Here is a 20821-nt window from a genome sequence, read left to right as displayed (position 1 = left end):
ACCCGCCTTTGGCGAAGCATTGGGCCGTCCCGAAAGGGGCGGCCTTCTCGCATCCCCCGGCAGCCAGCGCCGGCCAAGCGCGGGGAGCGTCGGGCCATGGGCCGCACCGCGCAGAGGCCGCCGATCTGCCGCGCCCTCAACGCTCCGCCGCCCCGTCGTAAAGCCCGGCAAAGCGGTCGCGCAGCAGGTTCTTTTGCACCTTGCCCATGGTATTGCGCGGCAGCTCGTCCAGAAACAACATCCGCTTGGGCTGCTTGAACTTCGCCAGCAGCCCCTTCAGCACGGTCAGCAGCTCGGCCTCGGCCAGGGCGGGGCTGCCGGTCGGGACCACCGCCGCCGTCACCCCCTCGCCGAAATCGCGATGCGGCAGGCCGATGACGGCGGATCCGGCCACGCCGGGCAGCTCGGCAGCGGTCTTTTCCGGCATGCGCCAATAGCCCTTGAAGACGTTCGGGCCGCACAGCTCGATCATGCCGATCTCGCCCCGCGGCAGTTCTGCGCCGGTTTCGGGGTCGGTGGCGCAACGCCGCGGCGGCGGCCGGACCCGCCGGTCCGGACCATTGCGGCATTGCCCGGAAAAGCCTCTGGCGCATCGCGGCGAGGCGATGGGATAAACGGGACCATGGACCGCCCGCCGGGCAGGTCGCGGCCAGCCGGAGGAACTGCCGATGCGCTATTTCGACTTCAGCACCTGGCAGGGGATCCTGACCACCCTGCTGGGCCTTGCGCTGTTCACGCTGATCGGCGTCGGCATCCGGGTGCTGATGCTGCTGACCATCCAGCAGCGCCAGCAGCGCATGAACCGGCAGATCAACGAACGGCTGCGCACGCTGATCGCCGCCTACAAGGTGCTGGGCGGTTCCTTCACCGGAGAGCTGCTGGTCGATCCGACCCATCTGCGCGACTTGCGGCAGCGCATGCAGGAGGCGGGGGGCGAGGAGGGCCCCGGTTCGGATCGCGCCCGGCGCATCCGCGACGCGGTCGAGGCGGCGCTTTCGGACATCATCCTGCTGGGCACCGAGGAGCAGGTGCGCCTGGCCAGCCAGGCCGCCGCCGAGATGGCCGCCGGCCGGCCGACCCATACCGCCGAACTGGTCGTCTCGCTGCGCGATTTCATCCGCAAGGCGCTGGATCTTGCGCCGGTGCCGCGGGATGTCGCCATTCCGCTGCAAGGCCCGGCGCGCCAGGCCGGCAGCTCGTCCAAGGGCGGGCGTGGCGAAGGCGGCAAGGGCGGCGGCGGGACCGGCGGGGCGGGCGCTGGCATGGGCGGCGGCATGGGCGGCGGCATGGGTCTTGGGCCGGGACGCCATGCCGATGATGCGGGGCCCTGAGCCGGCCGGGACTGCCGGCCTGCGACGCCACGGCGGCGCAGATCCGTCCGCGCCGCCGCCTGCGCCTGCCCGGAACGGGCGGCCTACCAGATGAAATCGTCCCCGCCCAGCTGGCCCAGCCGGATGTCCTCGATCACCAGTTGGTCGTTGCCGGCACGGATGACGACATCGTTGCCGACCTGGCTGGCAGCGGCGCGGATGTCGCCGAAACCGTCGAACCGGGCGTAATGCGACAGGTTGATGCGATCGTCGTCGCTGTCGAAATCGGTAATCCTGTCGCGGCCGCCGTTCCAGACGAAGACATCCGCCCCTTCGCCGCCGGTCATGGTATCATTGCCACCGCCGCCGTTCAGCGTGTCATTGCCCTCGTGCCCGAACAGCCGGTCGTTGCCGGCCTCGCCGAACAGGCGGTCATCGCCCTCGCCGCCCATCAGCGTGTCGGCGCCGGCGCCGGCGCGGACGACATCATTGCCGTCGCCGGCAGCGATGTGATCGCGGCCGTTGCCGGTGGTGGCCTGGTCGTTGCCCTCGCCCAGGGTGATGCGGTTGTTGCCGTTGCCGGCGCGCACCACGTCATTGCCGCTGCCCGCGTCGATGGTGTCGTTGCCGGCGCCGGCCAGGATCACGTCATTGCCCTCGCCGCCCCAGACCCGGTTATGACCCTGGCCGGCATCCAGGCGGTCGTTGCCCCCGCCGCCATAGATGCTGTCATTGCCCTGGTAGCCGAAGATGGTGTCGTCGCCGGACATGCCCCATATCTGATCGGCAAGGCCGGTGCCGAACAGGCGGTTGTCGTCGTCATTGCCACGAATGCTGGCCATGGTCTTTCTCCGTCACTTGCGTTGGACCGGCAGGATCGGAGCGGCCTTGGGCGGCCGTTCCCCGCGCATCCCGGCTGCCGGTTCGGCCGGGAGCGCAAGTCGCAATGTTCAGGCGCCGCGGGCGCGCCAGGCCAGGCGCTGGCCCACCAGCAGCATGCGCATGGTGTTTTCGGCCGCCGCGCGCAGCAGCTTGCCGCCCTCGTCGATGGCCTTGCCCAGCGAACAGGGGCGCCGCATGATCGAGGCATAGGCGGCGATCCCGTGTTCATAGGTCTGGCGCGCGCCCTTGCCGATGGTGCCGGCCAGCGCCACGGTCGGCACGCCAAGCGCCTCGGCACGGCGCGCGACCTCACAGGGCACCTTGCCATAAGGGCTTTGCCCGTCCAGCGCGCCCTCGGCGGTGATGACCAGGTCGGCGCGGGCCAGCAGCCGGTCGAAATCCAGATAGTCCAGCATGATGTCGAAGCGCGGATGCAGCGTCGCGCCGGCAAGGCCGGCAAGCCCCGCCCCCAGCCCGCCCGAGGCGCCCGCCCCCGCCATCCCGGCCACGTCGCGCCTGGCGGCCGCGAGGATCGCGGCGGCATGGCGGGTCATGCCGCGTTCCAGCGCCTCGACCTGCTCGGGCGTGGCGCCCTTTTGCGGACCGAAGACGCGGGCCACGCCGCGCGGGCCCAGCAGCATGTTGTGCCAGTTGACCGCCGCGTCGATCCGCACCCCCGCCAGCCGGGGATCGAGACCGGCAAGATCGATGCGCTCCAGCCGCTCCAGCGCGCCGCCGCCCTCGGGCAGTTCGCGCCCCTCGGCGTCCAGAAAGCGCGCGCCAAGCGCCCGCGCCATGCCGGCGCCGCCGTCGTTGATGCCGCTGTCGCCGCAGCCGACCAGGATGCGCGTCGCACCATGGTCCAGCGCCTCGAGGATCAGCTCGCCCACGCCGCGGCTGGTGGTCAGCGTCGGGTCGCGCCGGTCGCGCGGCACCAGCGACAGGCCGGCAGCCGCGGCCATCTCGATCACCGCGCTGCGCGGGCCGTCGCCGCCCATCATGCCCCAGAAACTGGGCACGGGCTGGCCCAGGGGGCCGGTGACGGTGGTGGCGACCATGCGGCCGCCGGTGGCAGCGATCAGCGCCTCGGTCGTGCCTTCGCCGCCATCGACCATGGGTGCCGTCAAAACGGTGGCATGCGGGGCGGCGCGGCGGATGCCGCGGGCGATGGCCTCGGCCACCTGGTTGACGGAAAGCGATTCCTTGAACCCCGAGGGCGCGATCAGAACGGTCAGCGACATATCCTGCCTCCTTTTTCCTGTTGTCTGGCGGGATTACGGCCCAAGCCCGCGGATTATTCCGGCGCAATGCGAAAAATACGTGGCAGGAAGCGAAAAGAGCGGCCGGAGCCGCCCTTTCCCCTTGATCCGAAAGGGTCTTATCGGATGGTGATGCGCAGGCCCACCGGGCGCAGGGCGCGGTTCACCTCGTGCTGCAGCCGCTGCAACTCGCCCATGGCGCGGACATCGCGCGGCCCGGCCGGGGGGCGCTCGGGCTGGGCTACGGGACGGGGCTCGGGACGGGGCGCGGGCCGGGTGGCGGCAATCGCCGGGCCCGGGACCGCCGCCGCCAAGGCCGCCACGGGGGCTTCCCGCGCCCCGCCGCGCATCCGCTCCAACTGCGCGGGCCAGACCAGCAGGGCGAAGCCGACCAGCAGCACGGCCACGACCGGCGCCAGCGGCAGCGCCAGCTGCATCAGGTCGCGCTGCGCGAAACCCGCGCCCTCGGCATGGCCGAAGATCGCCACCGGCTTGGCCGAGGCCATCATGCTTTGGCAAAAGCCGGTGCCCATGACTGCGACCAGGATCATCAGCGCCGGATCATGGCCCCAGCCCGCCATCGGCAGCGCCAGCGCCGGGATCAGCACCGCCGCGCGGGCCGAGCGCGAGGTGATCGCCAGATGCGCCGCCACCGATGCGGCGGCCAGCAGCGCCACCACCGCAGCGCGGCTCCCCGTCAGCGCCGGTGGCAGCGCGGCCAGCGCATGGCCGGCCAGCCAGCGATCCGTCCCGGTCGCGGTCATCGCCTGGGCGATCAGCACGGTCGCAGCCATGTAAAGCAGCAACTCGACATCGACGGCGCGGAAGATCTCCTTGGGCTTGCGGGTGGCGAAGGGCGGGGTCAGCAGCACCAACGCCCCGACCAGCGCCGCCAGCGCCATGCCGATGCCGTGCAGCGGCGCGGTCAGCCACAGCCCGACCACCGCCGCCAGCACCAGGGCAATGCGGGCCTGGCGGCGGCGGGTCGCCGGGTCCGGCTGCGGCGTCTCGATCCGGGGCAGCGGCGCCATCAGCAGGGCGCGCGGCACGAACAGCAGCAGGATCAGCGCGGTTCCGGCCAGGCTGGCGGCCAGCGAGAACGGCAGGCCCAGCATGGCCCAGTCCAGATAGCCCAGCTGCAAGCCGGTGGCGCTGCGGATGCTGGCGGCGGCCAGCAGATGCGCGCCAGCCCCGATCAGCGAGGCTCCGGCGGAAAGCAGGATCGCCGTCGGAAACAGCAGCGCCAGCGGCTTTCGCAGCGCCGGATCGGGCAGGCCGCCGGCGATCGCGGCAAAGACCGGCAGCAGCAGCGCCGCCCGGCCCGAGGTCGAGGGCAGCACGAAAGCCGTCGCCGCCACCAGCAGCGTCAGCAGCAGGGCGAAGGGCAGGAAACGCAGGCCCCGGCGCATCAGCGGCGCGACCAGCCGCTGGGTCAGCCCGGCATCCCTGGCGACGGCGGCGATGACGAAGGCCGAGAGCAGCAGCCAGATCAGTTCGCTGCCGAGCGCGGCGAAAAGCTGTACCTCGCTCAGCACGCCGCCCAGCACCAGCGCCAGCACGGCAGCCAGCGCCACCAGCGATTCCGGCAGGCGGGTGCCGACCCAGCCCAGCACTGCCAGCGCCGAGACGGCCAGCGTGATCCGCCCCCCTGCCTCCAGCGTCGCGGGCAGGCCCCAGGCGGCGCCCAGGATGGCCGTGGCCAGCAGCGCGACCACAAGCCGGCGCGGTTCGGCAAGCGACAGGGTCGGGGCAAGGGTGCGGGCGGTCATGGCATTCTCCTTTGCGGTCTCACCGCAGGATTACGCCGCCGCCGCCGATCTATTCCCCGGCCAGGGCGCGCAGGGCCAGCGCCTCGTCCTCGGGGTCAGCGGCTCGCCCGCATCCAGGGCGGCAAGCGTCGCCTCGATGCTTTCCGGACCCGAGGCCGGGCGGTAGTCCGCGCCATCCGCCTCGGACCGGGCGGCGAAGCGCGCCTGCCAGCCCTCCGCGTCGCGGCAGGCCAGCACGATGCGCAGCATCCGCTCGCGGGCGGTTTCGTATTCGCGGCAAAGCTGCCCCTCGGGCAGCTGGAACGAGGCGATCATGCTGATCTCGGTGCCGTCCGCCAGCACCCGCACCTCGCCCGAGGGCAATTCGTCCAGCGCCGCCAGTTCGGCCCCCGGCAGCCCTTCGCCGCCCCGTCCCGACCACTCCCACCAGCCAAGGCCAAGGACGGCCAGCGCGGCCGAAGCGGCCAGCGCCAGCCATGGGCTGCGATTCAGGTTCGCGGCCGGAGCCCTTGGCGCGGGTGCGGGCGGGCACGGTGCCGCCTGCGGCGCAGGCTCCGGCGCGGCAGAGGCAGCGGCACGGATCATGCCGGCCAGCGGGTCTTCGCCTGCGGCGCCGGTCCTGAGGGTGCCAAGCAGCCGCCGCGTCTCGGCAAAGCGGTGCAGGCGGCGCTGCAATTCGGGATCGGCCGCGACGGCCCGGCGCACCGCCTCGGCCCGGCCGGGCTCCAGCTCGCCATCGGCCAGCGCCATCAGGGTCTCATCGTCGATCTGCATGGGCCTGTTCTCCCGCCGGGTTGCCCGCCGTATACGCGCCACCCGTCATTCTATTCCCAATTTCCCGGCCAGCGCGAGCCGGGCCCGCGACAGCCGGCTCATCACCGTGCCGACCGGGATCGACAGCACCTCGGCGGTCTCGGCATAGCTCATCTCCTCGACGCAGACGAGATGCAGCACCTCGCGCTGCTCGGGCGGCAGGGTGGCCATCGCCGCCTCGACCGATTGCAGCATCAGATGCGCCTCGAGCGCCGGGGCCGGGTCCACCGGCAGCGCCTCGGGCATTTCAAAGATGTCGAGCTGGGCGCCCGCGGTCCTTTGCCGCCGGGTCTGGTCGATCCAGGCGTTGCGCATGATGCGGAACAGCCACGGCTCCAGCCGCGCGCGGCGGTCGAAGCCGGCGGCATGGGTGATGGCGCGCTCGACGGTGATCTGCACCAGGTCGTCGGCCAGATCGGCGCGGCGCGACAGCGACAGCGCAAACCGCCGCAGGTTCGGCAAAAGGGCGATCAGGGCTTCGCCGAAAGCCGCATCCATGAAGACCTCCGGAGGGGGAAAGTTGACCTGGGCGGGGAATAATAGAATGTGTCGGGCGTAGAATGTCCAGAAACCGGCTTCATGGAGGAAGGGAAATGCCGCGCCTGCTGCTGTTCGTGACCGTGCTGGCCGCCATGCTGCTGGCCGACCTGCGCCCCGGCGCCGACTGGACAGCGCCCGCTGCCGCCTGGGCCGACGACGACGACGACGACGACGATGATGATGATGATGATGACGACGACGATGACGCCCCGCGCCGCCGCAGGGCGCCGCCGGCCCAGCCGCGGGTGCAGGCCGCACCCCTGCCCCAGCGCGCGCCGGACGAGGTGATCGCGCGCGGCCTGGCGCCCGCCGACCTGGCGCAGTTGCAGGGCATGGGCTTCGAGGTGCTGCACGAGACCCGGCTGAGCGCGGGCGAGCCGATGCACCGTCTGCGCAAGCCCGCCGCCATGCCCCTTGAGCAGGCGCGCGAGGTGGTGCGCGGCATGGGCTCGGCCACGGCAGCCGATTTCAACCATTACTACCGGCCGGGCAATGCGCCGGGCTGCCGGGGTGCCGACTGCCCGGCCCGGCAGATGATCGCATGGCCGGCGCATGGCACGGGCTGCGGCACGCCGCCCCGGATCGGCATGGTGGATACCGGGCTCAACATCGGGCACGAGGCGCTGGAGACAGCACAGATCAGCCTGCACCGCATCGCCTCGGGCGACGGGGCGGCGGATTCCGACAGGCTGCATGGCACCGCGGTGGCGGCGCTGCTGGTCGGGCGTGCCGACAGCCGCACGCCGGGCCTGGTGCCGCAGGCGCCGCTGATCGCCGTCGATGCCTTTCACAAGCAGCGCCAGGACGAGCGCGCCGATGCCTTCGCGCTGGTCGAGGCGCTGGACTACCTGGCCGCGCAGCGGGTGCGGATCGTGAACCTGTCCCTGGCCGGGCCGGCCAACGACGCCTTGGCCGAACAGATCCGCCGCATGGACCGGGCCGGGATCGTGCTGGTGGCGGCGGCGGGCAATGGCGGGCCGGCGGCGAAGCCGGCCTATCCGGCCGCCTATCCGCAGGTGATCGCCGTCACCGCCGTCGACCGCCGCGCCCAGGTCTATCGCCGGGCGAACCGGGGCGGGCATATCGACCTGGCGGCGCCGGGGGTGGATGTCTGGACCGCCGCCTCGATCCGCGGGGCGCGCACCAAGACCGGCACCTCCTTCGCGACGCCCTTCGTCACCGCCGCCGCCGCGCTGCTGATGCAGAAGGAGCCGGACCTGACCCCGGCCGAGGTGCGGGCCCGGCTGCGATCCAGTGCGCGCGACCTGGGCAAGGCCGGCCATGACGAGGTCTTCGGTCACGGCCTGGTCAGCCCGCCCGATCCCTGCCGATGATCCCGGCGCTATCGGCGTTTCGGCGAAAACCGACATGGAGGTGTTTCAGGCATCGGTTATCCTGCATCTGCCGCCACCCGTTCCGGGACGGGCCGGCACGATGTCTGGAAGCGCCCGATGGAAGGTCGAAATGCCGCAACAGAAAACCATGGTCTCCGTGCCGGAACTGATGCTCGAGATCGCACCCGATGCGGCCGAGGCCCTGCGCGCCTCGGACCTGCTGCCGGGCGAGCCGGCCGTCCTGCCGGTCCGTGCCACCTATTTCGACACGCCCGACCGGGATCTGGCCACCGCCGGCTTCACGCTGAGCCTGACCGAAGGCGAAAGTGAGGGCGAAACCGCGCGCGTCCAGACCGTCAGGGCCACAGGCAGCACCGCCGATCTGTTCGTGCTGCCGGAATGGCGCCAGCCCGTCGCGGCCGACAGGCCGGTGCTGGACGAGCGCACGCCGCTTTGCACGCTTCCGCCGGCGAAGATCGCCGAGATCGGCCCGCTGTTCGGCCTGTGCCTCCGGCGGCAGCTCTGGACCCTGTCCTGGCAGGGCGCCGATATCGAGCTGGCGCTGGACCGCGGCGAGGTGACGGCCGCCGACCGCCGCTCGGCGCGCTGCGAGCTGCGGCTGGCGCTGCGCGACGGCGCGCCCGCCGCCCTTTACGCGCTGGCCCGCCGGCTGGACGAGATCGCGCCGCTGCGCCTTGGCGTCCTGACCGAGGCGGATCACGGCTTTCGCCTGTTGGGGCCGGTGCTGCACATGCACAAGGCGGCGCCGGTCGCCCTGCATCGCGACATGGTGGCGGCAGAGGGGTTTCGCGCGATCGGCGCCGCCTGCCTGCGGCAGTTCCGGCTCAACGAGCCGCTGGTCGACCCCGCAAACCCCGAGGCCGTGCATCAGGCACGGGTGGCGCTGCGCCGGCTGCGCTCGGCCTTTGCCATCTTCAGGCCGATGCTTCAGGACGAGACCGGCCCTCGGCTGAACCGGGAAACCCGCTGGCTTGCCGGGGTGCTGGGCGAGGCGCGCGACCTGGACGTGCTGCGCATGCGCTGCCGGCCGGAAGCGTTGCGCGCCCGGCTGGAACCGGCGCGGATGGCGGCCTATGACCAGGCCCGCGGGATGCTGGAATCGCGCCGGGCGCGGCTGCTGATGCTTGACCTGGCGGAATACCTTGCCATCGGACCCTGGACCATGCAGCCCTCGGGCGCCGAGATCCGCGGCCTGCCCCTGCGCGAATACGCCTCGGCCGCGCTCGACCGCCTGCGCCGCAAGGTCAAGAAGGACGGCATCGGCCTTGCCGATGTGGATGACGAGACCCGGCACGAATTGCGCAAGGACGCCAAGAAGCTGCGCTATGCCGCCGAGTTCTTTGCGCCGCTTTATGCGGAAAAGCGCCGCAGGCGGCGGGCCGCGCGCTTCTTGGCCGCGCTCGAGGCGTTGCAGGATCGCATGGGGGCGCTGAACGACCTGGCGGCCGCCCCGGCGCTGGTCGAGCGGCTGGGCTTGGCCGGCGATCCCGCCGCGGCCGCGATCCTGGGCACGGATCGCGACAAGCGCAACCTGATCGAGGCCGCCGCCGAAGCCCATGAGGCCTTCGTCGATGCCAAGCGATTCTGGCGCTAGGGCCGCAGCGAAGCCCTAGCCGGCCAGCAGCTGGTCGGGGGTGATCGCCGCCAGCCCCAGCGCCTCGCCCACCGGCGGCGAGGTCAGCTGCCCCTCATGCGTGGCCAGGCCGGCGCGCAGATGCGCGTCATCGGCCAGCGCGCGGCGCCAGCCCTTGTCGGCCAGGGCCAGCAGGAAGGGCAGCGTGGCATTGCCGAGCGCCTGGGTCGAGGTGCGCGCCACCGCGCCGGGCATGTTGGCCACGCAGTAATGGATCACGCCGTCGACCTCGTAGATCGGATCCTGGTGCGTGGTGGGGCGCGAGGTCTCGAAACAGCCGCCCTGGTCGATGGCGACATCGACCAGCACCGCGCCGCGCGGCATGGTTTCAAGCTGCGCCCGCGACACCAGCTTCGGCGCCGCAGCCCCCGGCACCAGCACGGCACCAATCACCATGTCGGCGCGCTGGATCAGCTCGGCGGTCGCGGCTGCGCTGGCATGCTGGGTAGTCAGCTTGCCCATGAAGAGATCGTCGAGCCAGGACAGCCGCGGCAGCGACCGGTCCATCACCGTCACGTTGGCACCCATGCCGACCGCGACCCGCGCCGCCGCGGCACCGACCACGCCGCCGCCGATGATCAGCACATTGGCCGGCCTGACCCCCGGCACGCCCCCCAGCAGTACGCCGCGCCCGCCATTGGCCTTTTGCAGCGCCCAGGCGCCGACCTGCGGTGCAAGCCGCCCCGCCACCTCGGACATCGGCGCCAAGAGCGGCAGCCCGCCGCGCGCATCCGTCACCGTCTCATAGGCGATCGCGGTCACGCCCGAGGCCAGCAGCTCGCGCGTCTGTGCCGGATCGGGCGCCAGGTGCAGATAGGTGAACAGCACCTGCCCCTGCCGCAGCATGGCGCGTTCGGGCGCCTGCGGCTCCTTGACCTTGACGATCAGCTCGGCCTCGGCAAAGACCGCGGCCGCATCCGGTGCGATCTGCGCCCCCGCGGCCAGGTAATCCTCGTCGGCGAAGCCCGAGCCCAGGCCGGCGCCGGTCTCGACCAGAACCTGGTGGCCGCGCATGACCGCCTCGGCGGCGGCGGCGGGTGCCAGGCCGACGCGAAATTCCTGCGGCTTGATCTCCTTGGGGCAGCCGATCCTCATTCCCTTCTCCTCCCGTTGGCTTTGGAACTCCTGGCGCCAGTCTGGCATTGCCTTTCCGCAAGATGCTGCGAAATCAAGCCCTGCGAAGGCGCGCCGCCGCACGATGACGCCCCGGTTCTTCAGAAGAATCGAAGATCCTGCCGCCGTCAAGCGCAAGGGCGCAAGCTTTCCCTCCTCCGGCGGCCTTGCATATATTCGCATACTTGAATATGCTTTATTGCGACGCGCGATCTGCGTGCAGGAGGAGTATTCGATGCGCCATGCCCCGACCTCGGCCGCCGGCCCGGTCTCGACACCCGATCTCGATCTCGATCTCGATCCCGGTTCCGACACCCGGCCCGCCACCCGTTCCGAACCGCAGGCCGAACCGCAGGCCGAACCCGGTTCCGATGCGGGCCCGGCGGCCCTGGCACCCGCGCCCGAAGTGACCGGCTTCTACGAGGCGCGCACCGGCTCGGTGCAATATGTGGTGGCCGATCCGGCGACCGGCCAATGCGCGGTCATCGACCCGGTGCTGGACTATGACGAGAAATCCGGCGCCACCGCCACCATCGAGGCCGACCGCATCCTCGCCTTCATCGCCGAGAAGGGCTACGCGCTGGAATGGATCCTCGACACCCATCCCCATGCCGACCATTTCTCGGCCGCCGATTATCTCAGGCGCAGGACCGGCGCCCCCACCGCCATCGGCGAGAAGGTGGTCGAGGTGCAGAAACTGTGGAAGGAATTCTACAACTGGCCGGACTTTCCCGCCGACGGCTCGCAATGGGACAAGCTTTTCGCCGAGGGCGAGACCTTCCGCCTCGGCTCGATCCCGGCGCGGGTGCTGTTCTCGCCCGGCCATACCCTGGCCTCGATCTCCTATGTGATCGGCGACGCGGCCTTCGTGCATGACACGCTGTTCATGCCCGACAGCGGCACGGCGCGGGCGGATTTCCCCGGCGGCGACGCGCATGCGCTGTGGCGCTCGATCCAGGCGATCCTGGCCTTGCCGGACGCGACGCGGGTCTTCACCGGCCACGACTATTGCCAGGGCGGGCGGGCGCCGGCCTGGGAATCGACCGTGGCCGAGCAGAAGGCCAGGAACAGCCACATGGCGCGATACCGCACCGAGGCCGCGTTCGTGGCGGCGCGGCAGGCGCGCGACCGCACCCTGCCGATGCCCAAGCTGATCCTGCATGCGCTGCAGGTCAACACCAATGCCGGCCGGCTGCCCGCGCCGGAGGCGAACGGCCGGCGCTACCTGAAGATCCCGCTGGACCTGCTGCAGGCGCCCTGGGACTGAGGCGGAGGAGGAAGGATGCGGATCAATATCGGAACCGCCGAGCGGGCGCTGCGGCTGGTGCTGGGCATCGGGCTGGTGCTCTTGGCCTTGCTGGCCGGGCTGTCGCCGGCATGGAGCGGGGCGGCGGCGCTGGCCGGGCTGGTGCTGCTGGCGACCGCGGCGCTGCGCTTCTGCCCGGTCTGGGCGCTGCCGGGCATCACCCGCGGCCTGGAAGGCGGGGGGCGCGAAGCTGGCGACCGCGGGAACGGGGATCATCAAGACGGAGGCGGGGCATGACCGCGTTCACCACCGAGTTCACCCCTGTGCAATCGCTGCTGGGCGGCGGGCTGGTCGGGCTGGCGGCGGTGCTGCTGATGGCGCTGCACGGCCGCATCGCCGGCATGACCGGGATCCTGGCCGGGGCCTTCGCGCCGGGCGGCGGCTGGCGGCTGGCCTTCCTGGCCGGCGCGGTGGCGGCGCCCTTGCTGCTGGTGCGGCTGGGCGGGGTCGCGGTGGATTTCTCCAGCCCGGTGCCGCTGGGCTGGACGGCGCTCAGCGGGCTCATGGTCGGGATCGGGGTCAGCTATGGCGGCGGCTGCACCTCGGGCCACGGGGTCTGCGGGCTGGCGCGGCTGTCGGCGCGCTCGCTGGTGGCGACGCTGAGCTTCATGCTGGCGACCGGGGCGACGGTCTATGCCACGCGCCATCTTGCGGGAGGGTTCTGAGATGGTCTTGCTGTCGGCCTTGCTGATTGGGCTGGTCTTTGGCGCGGGGATTGCGGTCTCGGGCATGGCCAACCCTGCGAAGGTTCTGAATTTCTTCGACATTGCCGGGGCCTGGGATCCGTCCCTGGCCTTCGTGATGGGCGGCGCGCTGGCGGTGGCCCTGCCGGGCTACCGGCTGGTGCTGCGCCGGCCGGCGCCGGTGCTGGCGCTGCGCTTCCACCTGCCCGAGCGGCGCGACATCGACCCGGCCCTGGTCGGCGGATCGGCGCTGTTCGGCCTGGGCTGGGGGCTCTCGGGATTCTGCCCCGGCGGCGCCATCCCCGCCATCGGCCTCATCCACCCAGAACCCGTCCTCTTCTCCGCAACAATGGCCGCTGGAATCGCAATCGTCAAAACAGGGCAAAGGGTCCGCCGCAGATGCACCTGATCCACCGCCTGCCCATGCTGCAATGGGCGCGCGGCTATGGCGGGGCGCTGCTGAGCGCCGACCTGCTGGCCGCGGTGATCGTCACCATCATGCTGATCCCGCAGAGCCTGGCCTATGCCATGCTGGCCAACCTGCCGCCCGAGGTCGGGCTTTACGCCTCGATCCTGCCACTGGTCGCCTATGCGGTCTTCGGCACCTCGCGGGTGCTGGCGGTCGGGCCGGTGGCGGTGGTCTCGCTGATGACGGCCTCGGCCATCGGGCCGGTGGTGCAGGCGGGGCTGGCCGATGCGCTGAGCGCCGCCGTGGCGCTGGCGCTGCTTTCGGGCGCGATGCTGGTGGCGGCGGGCATCTTCCGCCTGGGGTTTTTGGCGAATTTCCTGAGCCATCCGGTGATGTCGGGCTTCATCACCGCCTCGGGCATCCTGATCGCGGCCGGGCAGATCCGGCACCTGCTGGGCCTGGGCGGCGGCGGCTCGACCCTGCCCGAGATCCTGCCCGCGCTTTTCGCCGGCCTGCCCCGGACCAATCCCTGGACGCTGGCCATCGGCGCCGGGTCGCTGGCCTTTCTTTACGCGGCGCGGCGCTGGGGCAGGCGCGGGCTGGTGCGGGCCGGGCTGCCCGGCTGGCTGGCCGACATGCTGGCGCGCACGGCACCGATCCTGGCCATCGCCGTTTCCATCGCGCTGGCCAAGGCGCTGGACCTGGGCGGGCGCGGCGTGGCGCTGGTCGGTGCCATCCCGCAGGGCCTGCCGGGGCTGTCGCTGCCCATCCCGTCGCTTGATTTGCTGGCGGCGCTGGCGCCGGCGGCGCTGCTGATCTCGGTCGTGGGCTTCGTCGAATCGGTCTCGGTCGGGCAGACCCTGGCGGCGCGGCGGCGCGAGCGGATCGCCCCGGACCAGGAGCTGATCGGGCTGGGCGCCGCCAATATCGCCGCGGGGCTCAGCGCGGGCTATCCGGTCACGGGCGGCTTCGCGCGCTCGGTGGTGAATTACGACGCGGGGGCGCAGACCCCGGCGGCGGGAGTGTTCACCGCCATCGGCATCGCGCTGGCGGCGCTGTTCCTGACGCCGCTGCTGGCCGACCTGCCGCAGGCGGTGCTGGCAGCGACGATCATCCTGGCGGTGCTGTCGCTGGTCGATTTCCCCGCCATCCGCCGGGTGCTGGACTATTCGCCGCGCGATTTCCTGGCCATGGCGGCGACCATCCTGGTCACGCTGCTGGTCGGGGTCGAGCCTGGGATCAGCGCCGGGGTGCTGCTGTCGCTGGTCATGCAGCTTTACCGCAGCTCGCGGCCGCATTCCGCCGTGGTGGGCCAGGTGCCGGGAACCGAGCATTTCCGCAATGTCGACCGTCACCGGGTGCTGATCTGGCCCGAGATCCTGTCGCTGCGCGTCGATGAAAGCCTGTATTTCGCCAATTCCCGCTTTCTCGAGGACCGCATCGCCGCGCTGGTTGCCGACCGGCCGCGCCTGCGCCACGTCGTGCTGATGTGCCCCGCGGTCAACGACATAGACGCAAGCGCCCTGGAAAGCCTCGAGGAGATCAACCGCCGCCTGGCCGAGGGCGGGATCAAGCTGCACCTCTCGGAGGTCAAGGGGCCGGTGATGGACCGGCTGCGGCGCAGCGATTTCATGCGCCACCTGTCCGGCCAGGTGTTCCTGAGCCAGCACGAGGCCATCTGCCAGCTGCGCCGCGACCTGGGGCCGGATGCCGGCCCGGCGCAGGAAACGGGGCTGGCCTGTTACGGCGACGCGGCGCGGCTTTTGCGGGGCGGATAGGGCTCCGGCAGGGCGGGCCTTGTTTACCTACGCGCCTGCGAATATATCGGGGCAGCCCTGCCCGGAACCCCGAGGTTGACCATGTCCGGCACCGACCGCCAGATCGTCTGCACCGCCTGCGGCGCCACGAACCGCCTGCCGCCCGAGCGTGACGCGCGCGCGGCACGCTGCGGCAAATGCCGCGACGCGCTGTTTTCCGGCCATCCCGCCGATGTGGAAGGGGCGATGTTCCAGCGCCAGGTCGGCCGCAACTCGATCCCGGTGCTGGTCGATGTCTGGGCGCCCTGGTGCGGCCCCTGCCGGATGATGGCGCCCGAATTCGCCCGCGCCGCCGGCATGCTGGAGCCCGAGATGCGGCTCATCAAGCTGAACTCCGAGACCGAGCCGCAGGTCGCCGCCGCCCTGGGTATCCGCGGCATCCCGACGCTGATCCTCTATCGCGGCGGGCGCGAGATCGCGCGGCAATCGGGCGCCATGAACGCCGCCTCGATCGCCGGCTGGGCGCAGGCGCAACTGGGCAACTGAACCGGGCGGTTGCCCGCCCTGCCCGCTCGGCTATGCTGGGCCGGACGGAAACGCGGGGGGGCGGCATGGGCCAGTTGATCGACGGCGTCTGGCATGACGAATGGTATGACACCGAAAGCAGCGGCGGGCGCTTCCAGCGCAGCGTGACCGCCTGGCGCAACTGGATCACCCCGGACGGCCGCCCCGGCCTCAGCGGCAAGGGCGGCTTCGGCCCCGAAAGCGGGCGCTATCACCTCTATGTCTCCTATGCCTGTCCCTGGGCGCATCGCACGCTGATCTTTCGCGCGCTCAAGGGGCTGGAGCCGCATATCGGCGTCTCGGCCGTGCATCCCGACATGCTGTCCGAGGGCTGGACCTTCGCCACCGATTTCCCCGGCGCGACCGGGGATCGCCTTTACGGCCTGCCCTATCTGCGCGACCTCTACCTCAGGGCGGATCCGAAAGCCTCGGGCCGGGTGACGGTGCCGGTGCTGTGGGACAAGGCGCAGCAGACCATCGTCAGCAACGAAAGCGCCGAGATCATCCGCATGTTCAATTCGGCCTTCGACAGGCTGACCGGGAATGAGGACGATTACTGCCCGGCCGAGCTGCTGGACCGGATCGACGCGATGAACGAACGCATCTACGACCGGGTAAACAACGGCGTCTACAAGGCCGGATTCGCCACATCGCAGGCGGCCTATGACGAGGCGGTCGGCCCGCTTTTCGAGACGCTGGACTGGCTCGAGGGTCATCTGTCCGCCAACCGCTATCTCTGCGGCGCGCGGATCACCGAGGCGGATTGGCGGCTTTTCACCACCGCGCTGCGCTTCGACCCGGTCTATCACACGCATTTCAAATGCAACCGGCGCTGGCTGCGGGAATATCCGAACCTCTGGGGCTGGACGCGCGAGCTTTACCAATGGCCCGGCGTGGCCGAGACGGTGCATTTCGACCATATCGTGCGCCATTACCACTATAGCCACGACACGATAAACCCGCATCGCATCATCCCGATCAACCCGCTGATCGACTGGCAGGAGCCGCACGGCCGGGGCTGAGGGGCAGCCTTGCCAGGCGCCCGGCCGCCGCGGCGGATCCTTATCAGGCGGCGTGATTGCCGCGCGAATCCGCCATCCGCGCCAGCCGCCCGGCCAGCGATGGGCATCGCCACCTTGACCATGGGGGACGGCGCAGTCGCCCCCGTCTTCTGAACAGGTCGCCCGCGGCAGGACAGGCATCGGCGCCGGACCGGGGCCGGCCCCGGCACTGCCCCGATTGCGGCCCGGAACCGCAAGGGGCAAACCGTCCTGGCGGGGTTCGCGGCACGATCTCGGGGCAGCCGCGCGCCTGCCCACGCAGGGTTTTGAACCGCGGGTTTTCCAGGAAAACCGCCATGATTATTGGGCTTGGCGGACAGCGCGAGAATTTTTCCCCGATGCCGTATTTTTCCGCTTGCACCCGCCGGCGCCCCCTCCTATACGACGCCTCACACGGGCGCCGGAGACGCCGCCCGAGACCTCCGGTGGGGCCATAGCTCAGTTGGTAGAGCGCTTGAATGGCATTCAAGAGGTCAGGGGTTCGACTCCCCTTGGCTCCACCAATTCTCTCGCACATTTCGATGTAATATCAGCCGGTTAGACGAATGCCGCCGCGTGCCACCCCACGCTCGCCCCCACACCCGAAAAAAGATGCCGCTGGATTTCGCTGGACGTTCAGCGACCCGTGTAGCCCGGAAGCGAGCCGGATCGAGGTGTCAGCTTCGGGGCACAACTAGGAGCCTTCGCGCCCGTTCCAGAGGCCGAAGCGGCAGGCATCATTTCAAACCCGGAGCGGTTAGGCCAGCCGTGACGGGGGCTATTCCGATGCGGTGTCCATCAAGTGGCGATAAGGATGGCCGAGAAGGCCAATCGGTTCTGGCTGAGCTTTTCCGAATGCCGTCGATCTGCGCAGGCTCGGTCGGATAGCCGTTCGAGGCGTGGCGGATCAGCCCGGCCCGGAAGGCCCGCAGGTCCAGCAGCCACCACAGGTCGAACCCCGTCCCGGAGGCATTGGCGTGGCCATAAAACAGCCAGTCGCCCTCGCCGTTCACAATCTTGGCCAGTCCGGTCGGATTGCCCGAGGGCCGGCGCGAGCGGATAGTGAGGTCGCAGGGATAGCTGCCGGCATAGCCATGGCGCTGCACCCTGGCGGCTATGCGCATGTCCCGGCCGTCCAGCATCAGCAGATCGGTGGCGTGGCGGGTGTCGAGGTAATCTGGCGCGACCCGCAGCAGATGCGCACCGACGATGCGGCGGATCTCGGAGATGAAGCGAACCTTGAGGCGCGCGTCAGCATGATATGCGCGGCTTCATAAGGCGCGTTACGCACCATGCCGTCACCGACCCTGGTGATACCGCCATCTCTGTCGGTCTCGCCCGACCGATATTTTCCGGGCAGCAATCGGAGGTAGGCACCAACGGCTTGGAACCTGGAAAACCGCCCTGGATCGTCAACCGCAGAGCGATAGGTCAGCGCAACCAAGGCTCCGACACCAGGCAGACTCATCAGCCGATGGCAGACAGGATCGACACGGGCGATCTTCAACATCGCAGGGTGCAGCCGGGTTAATTCCTCCCACAAGGCGGCGCGCGCCTTCAGCATCGGACCGATGACCGTCGCCAGCATGTCATGCCCTTCGATGAGCTCGCGAATACGGGCCTCGAAACACCCGTGGCTTACCTCGCCGACCTTGAGCCCGTAGCCACGTGAGGCATGCCGCGGATGCTGGGTTCGACATCGCGCAGCTTGGCCTGCAACAGCTCGCGGCCGACCAGCAACGCCCGCGTCGCCTGGGCATCTGCCGACTTCGCATGCACAGGGCGGCACCAGTCCATGCGCAGCAATTGCGCGATTCCACGCGCGTCCCTGCGGTCCGCCTTCACCGTCATCGCCGACAGCGCAGCCTTCGCATGCCGCGTTTCCAGCAACACCACGTCAAAACCTTTGACGACCAGACCCTCACGCAACCATTGCGACAGAGGGCCTGCCTCGAGACCGATCCTGGCGACTGGAAATCCAAGTTCGGCGAAGTGCCGCGAGAATGCCCCGGTTCGCTCGCCACTTTCGTTTCGCGCATGATCTTACCAGACGCATCCACCACGCAAACACTGCTCTGTTCCAGCGACACGTCGATTCCTGCATAATAAGTCCATGGCTGTTCCCCGTCTGATGCCTGGGGCCGAAACCAACGGACCCCGTTTCCGACATCATCACCCCGAGGGACAGCCACCTTCATGGCCACCAGAGGAACGCTGGCCCATTACGGCATCTAGGCAGGTTGAGGGGGCGGCTTGCGCCCCAACGTGCCGCTGCAGACAGGATCACAGCATGCAAATGTTCGCCCCCGACGCCCGATCAGCCGACCCGCTTCTTCGCCCCTTCAGCCTACGGGGGCTGGACCTGCGCAACCGCATCGTCAGCACCAGCCATGCCTCGATGCTGGACGATGGCGGAATGCCGGGGGAGCGTTACATGGCCTATCACGAGGAGAAGGCCAGGGGCGGCATCGGCATGACGATGATCGGCGGCTCGGCCATGATTTCGCGCGATTCCAGCTGGGGCGGGGGGCAGCTGAACCTGGCGGATGACGCGGTCATCCCGCATCTGGCGGCGATGGCGGACCGGATCCATGGCCAGGGGGCGGCGATCATGTGCCAGATCTCGCATCTGGGGCGGCGGGCCACGGCGCTTGGCGGCGCCTGGCTGCCGGCCATTGCGCCGTCCCGGGTGCGCGAGACCCGGACCCGCAGCTTTCCGAAAGAGATGGACCGCGCCGATATCGACCGGGTGATCGCGGATTTCGCCGCCGCCGCGCGGCGCTGCCAGGAGGCGGGGCTGGACGGGGTCGAGACGCTGACCGGCGGGCACCTGATCGGCCAGTTCCTGTCGCCGCGCACCAACCGTCGCACCGACGGCTTCGGCGGATCGGCTGCCAACCGCGCCCGCTTCGCGCTGATGGTGCACGAGGCGGTCCGCCGTGCCGTGGGCGACGATTTCGTGGTGGGCATCCGCTATGTCGTCGACGAAGGCGGCACGGACGGGCTGACCGCCGACGAAGCCCTTGAGATCGCCCGGATGATCCAGGCCGAGGGGCATGTGGATCTGTTCGACTGCATCTATGGCCGCATGGACAGCGACCTGCTGCTGACCGAGGACAACATGCCCGGCATGTTCCAGCCCCAAGCCCCCTATCTGGCGCATATCCGCGCCTTCCGGCAGGCGGTGTCGCTGCCGGTCCTGCACGCGGGCGGCATCCGCGACGTGGCCACCGCGCGCCATGTGCTGCGCGACGGGATCGCGGATCTGGTCGGCATGACGCGCGCCCATATCGCCGACCCGCATCTGGTCGCCAAGATCGCGGCCGGGGTCGAGGATCGCATCCGCCCCTGCGTCGGCGCCTCTTATTGCCTGTATCGCAAGGCGCATTGCGTCCATAACCCCGCGACCACGCGCGAAACCACCCTGGGCCACGCGATCCCCCGGTCCCCTGCGCCGCGCCGCGCCATTGTCGTGGGCGGCGGCCCGGCGGGGATGGAGGCCGCGCGCGTGCTGGCCGAACGCGGCCACCGCGTCACCCTGATCGAGGCAGCGGCGCGCCTTGGCGGGCAGATCCTGGTGGCGGCCAAGGCACCGGGGCGCCGCGACCTGCTGGGCATCATCGACTGGCGGCGCAGCGAACTGGGCCGGCTGGGGGTGGATGTCCGCCTGAACACCTGGGCCGAGGCGGCCGACATCCTGGCCGAGGCGCCGGACATCGTCGTCGTGGCGACCGGCGGCATTCCCGACCTGGACTGGCTGGAGGGGGCCGAGCATTGCCACAGCACCTGGGATCTGCTGACCGGCGCGGTCGCGGCCCAGGGCGAGGTGCTGGTCTATGACGGCACCGGGCGGCAGGCAGCGCCGTCCTGCGCGCTGAAGCTGGCCGATGCCGGGCGGACCGTCACCCTTGCCACTCCCGACGCGGTCCCGGCGACCGAGATGCCCTATCAGGACGCCACCAGCTTCCGCAAACGCTTCTATCAGGCGGGCCTCGCCACCCTGACCGATCTCGCGCTGATCCGGGTCGAGCGCCGGGGAAACCGGCTGCGCGCCACCTTGCGCAACGAGATGACGGGGGCGAAACGCAGCCTGGACGCCGCGCAGGTGGTCGTCGAACACGGCACCCTGCCGCTGGACGATCTGTTCACCGAGTTGCACGAGTCAGGCGAAGGTTTCGCGCTGCACCGGATCGGCGATGCCGTTGCCAGCCGCGACCTGCACGCCTCGATCCTGGATGCCTATCGGCTGTGCCTGGGGTTGTGACGGCGGGCCTTGGGCGCAGGCCTTGGGGTGGGGTTTCACCCCACCGCGCGCCCGGCAAAAAGTGGGTGAAACCCCACCCTACAGGCCGCTCGCCCTTTCATGGGGTGTGACAGCGTTTCGAGAA

19 protein-coding genes, 1 tRNA gene and 1 pseudogene are annotated in these 20821 nt (G+C 70.4%); 12 read left to right on the top strand and 9 right to left on the bottom strand.

The window, feature by feature from the left end:
• Positions 1–136: 136 nt before the first annotated feature.
• Positions 137–472, bottom strand: coding sequence for an AMP-binding enzyme (locus ESD82_RS01325; protein ID WP_024845964.1), 336 nt, complete (start codon positions 470–472; stop codon positions 137–139).
• Between the two features lie 196 nt (positions 473–668).
• On the opposite strand from ESD82_RS01325, the gene ESD82_RS01320 reads away from it, so the two are divergent.
• The gene (locus tag ESD82_RS01320; RefSeq protein ID WP_147428403.1) at positions 669–1331 is read left to right on the top strand and encodes a hypothetical protein; all 663 of its coding nucleotides are present in this window, start codon (positions 669–671) and stop codon (positions 1329–1331) included.
• A gap of 83 nt (positions 1332–1414) precedes the next feature.
• Here the strand turns inward: ESD82_RS01320 and ESD82_RS01315 are convergent, their stop codons facing one another.
• From ESD82_RS01315 to ESD82_RS01295, 5 genes are all read right to left on the bottom strand, one after another.
• Positions 1415–2152 (bottom strand): calcium-binding protein, encoded by a 738-nt coding sequence (locus tag ESD82_RS01315; RefSeq protein ID WP_024845962.1) that lies wholly within the window; start codon positions 2150–2152, stop codon positions 1415–1417.
• A gap of 108 nt (positions 2153–2260) precedes the next feature.
• Positions 2261–3433, bottom strand: coding sequence for a glycerate kinase family protein (locus tag ESD82_RS01310; protein ID WP_147428405.1), 1173 nt, complete (start codon positions 3431–3433; stop codon positions 2261–2263).
• A 137-nt stretch (positions 3434–3570) separates the two neighbouring features.
• Entirely contained in the window at positions 3571–5220 is a 1650-nt protein-coding gene (locus ESD82_RS01305; RefSeq protein ID WP_208852041.1) for an SLC13 family permease, read from the bottom strand.
• 30 nt (positions 5221–5250) lie between these two features.
• Positions 5251–5994 (bottom strand): hypothetical protein, encoded by a 744-nt coding sequence (locus ESD82_RS01300; protein WP_151208807.1) that lies wholly within the window; start codon positions 5992–5994, stop codon positions 5251–5253.
• A 45-nt stretch (positions 5995–6039) separates the two neighbouring features.
• Complete coding sequence (locus ESD82_RS01295; protein WP_147428407.1) at positions 6040–6531, bottom strand: RNA polymerase sigma factor; 492 nt, start codon at positions 6529–6531, stop codon at positions 6040–6042.
• 95 nt (positions 6532–6626) lie between these two features.
• On the opposite strand from ESD82_RS01295, the gene ESD82_RS01290 reads away from it, so the two are divergent.
• Entirely contained in the window at positions 6627–7907 is a 1281-nt protein-coding gene (locus ESD82_RS01290; protein ID WP_147428409.1) for a S8 family serine peptidase, read from the top strand.
• A gap of 130 nt (positions 7908–8037) precedes the next feature.
• Entirely contained in the window at positions 8038–9522 is a 1485-nt protein-coding gene (locus ESD82_RS01285) for a CYTH and CHAD domain-containing protein (protein ID WP_147428411.1), read from the top strand.
• 15 nt (positions 9523–9537) lie between these two features.
• Here ESD82_RS01285 and ald read toward each other — a convergent pair whose 3' ends face one another.
• Entirely contained in the window at positions 9538–10656 is a 1119-nt protein-coding gene (gene ald, locus ESD82_RS01280) for an alanine dehydrogenase (protein ID WP_024845955.1), read from the bottom strand.
• Positions 10657–10909: 253 nt separating this feature from the next.
• On the opposite strand from ald, the gene ESD82_RS01275 reads away from it, so the two are divergent.
• The 8 genes from ESD82_RS01275 (at position 10910) to ESD82_RS01240 (ending at position 16957) form a co-directional block, all read left to right on the top strand.
• On the top strand, positions 10910–11941 hold the full coding sequence (locus tag ESD82_RS01275) for an MBL fold metallo-hydrolase (protein WP_407672798.1): 1032 nt from the start codon (positions 10910–10912) through the stop codon (positions 11939–11941).
• 15 nt (positions 11942–11956) lie between these two features.
• Positions 11957–12217 carry a YgaP-like transmembrane domain gene (locus tag ESD82_RS01270; RefSeq protein ID WP_147428413.1) on the top strand — a complete coding sequence of 87 codons (261 nt, stop codon included), beginning with the start codon at positions 11957–11959 and terminating at the stop codon, positions 12215–12217.
• The gene (locus tag ESD82_RS01265; RefSeq protein WP_024845605.1) at positions 12214–12645 is read left to right on the top strand and encodes a YeeE/YedE family protein; all 432 of its coding nucleotides are present in this window, start codon (positions 12214–12216) and stop codon (positions 12643–12645) included. The genes ESD82_RS01270 and ESD82_RS01265 overlap by 4 nt, the downstream gene beginning before the upstream one ends.
• 1 nt (position 12646) lies before the next feature.
• Positions 12647–13072: a DUF6691 family protein gene (locus tag ESD82_RS01260; protein ID WP_147428414.1), complete on the top strand. Its 426-nt coding sequence runs from the start codon at positions 12647–12649 to the stop codon at positions 13070–13072.
• The gene (locus ESD82_RS01255) at positions 13063–14850 is read left to right on the top strand and encodes a SulP family inorganic anion transporter (RefSeq protein WP_147428416.1); all 1788 of its coding nucleotides are present in this window, start codon (positions 13063–13065) and stop codon (positions 14848–14850) included. The genes ESD82_RS01260 and ESD82_RS01255 overlap by 10 nt, the downstream gene beginning before the upstream one ends.
• Before the next feature lie 81 nt (positions 14851–14931).
• On the top strand, positions 14932–15375 hold the full coding sequence (trxC, locus tag ESD82_RS01250) for a thioredoxin TrxC (RefSeq protein WP_147428417.1): 444 nt from the start codon (positions 14932–14934) through the stop codon (positions 15373–15375).
• A 65-nt stretch (positions 15376–15440) separates the two neighbouring features.
• Positions 15441–16415: a glutathione S-transferase family protein gene (locus ESD82_RS01245; RefSeq protein WP_147428418.1), complete on the top strand. Its 975-nt coding sequence runs from the start codon at positions 15441–15443 to the stop codon at positions 16413–16415.
• A gap of 466 nt (positions 16416–16881) precedes the next feature.
• Positions 16882–16957: transfer RNA gene (locus ESD82_RS01240), tRNA-Ala, on the top strand.
• Between the two features lie 213 nt (positions 16958–17170).
• Here the strand turns inward: ESD82_RS01240 and ESD82_RS21945 are convergent.
• A complete protein-coding gene (locus ESD82_RS21945) occupies positions 17171–17575 on the bottom strand; it encodes a hypothetical protein (RefSeq protein WP_208852055.1) in 405 nt (134 codons plus the stop codon).
• A gap of 71 nt (positions 17576–17646) precedes the next feature.
• Positions 17647–18529: pseudogene (locus ESD82_RS01235) on the bottom strand (IS110 family RNA-guided transposase); the annotation flags it as partial.
• Between the two features lie 194 nt (positions 18530–18723).
• Here ESD82_RS01235 and ESD82_RS01230 point away from each other — a divergent pair.
• Positions 18724–20697 carry an NADH:flavin oxidoreductase gene (locus ESD82_RS01230; RefSeq protein WP_208852040.1) on the top strand — a complete coding sequence of 658 codons (1974 nt, stop codon included), beginning with the start codon at positions 18724–18726 and terminating at the stop codon, positions 20695–20697.
• The last annotated feature ends 124 nt before the right edge of the window (positions 20698–20821 follow it).

It is taken from the genome of Paracoccus pantotrophus (assembly GCF_008824185.1).
Classification (GTDB): Bacteria; Pseudomonadota; Alphaproteobacteria; order Rhodobacterales; family Rhodobacteraceae; genus Paracoccus; species Paracoccus pantotrophus.
Note: the sequence above shows the minus strand (reverse complement) of the source record. Positions and strands in the feature narration are given on the sequence as shown.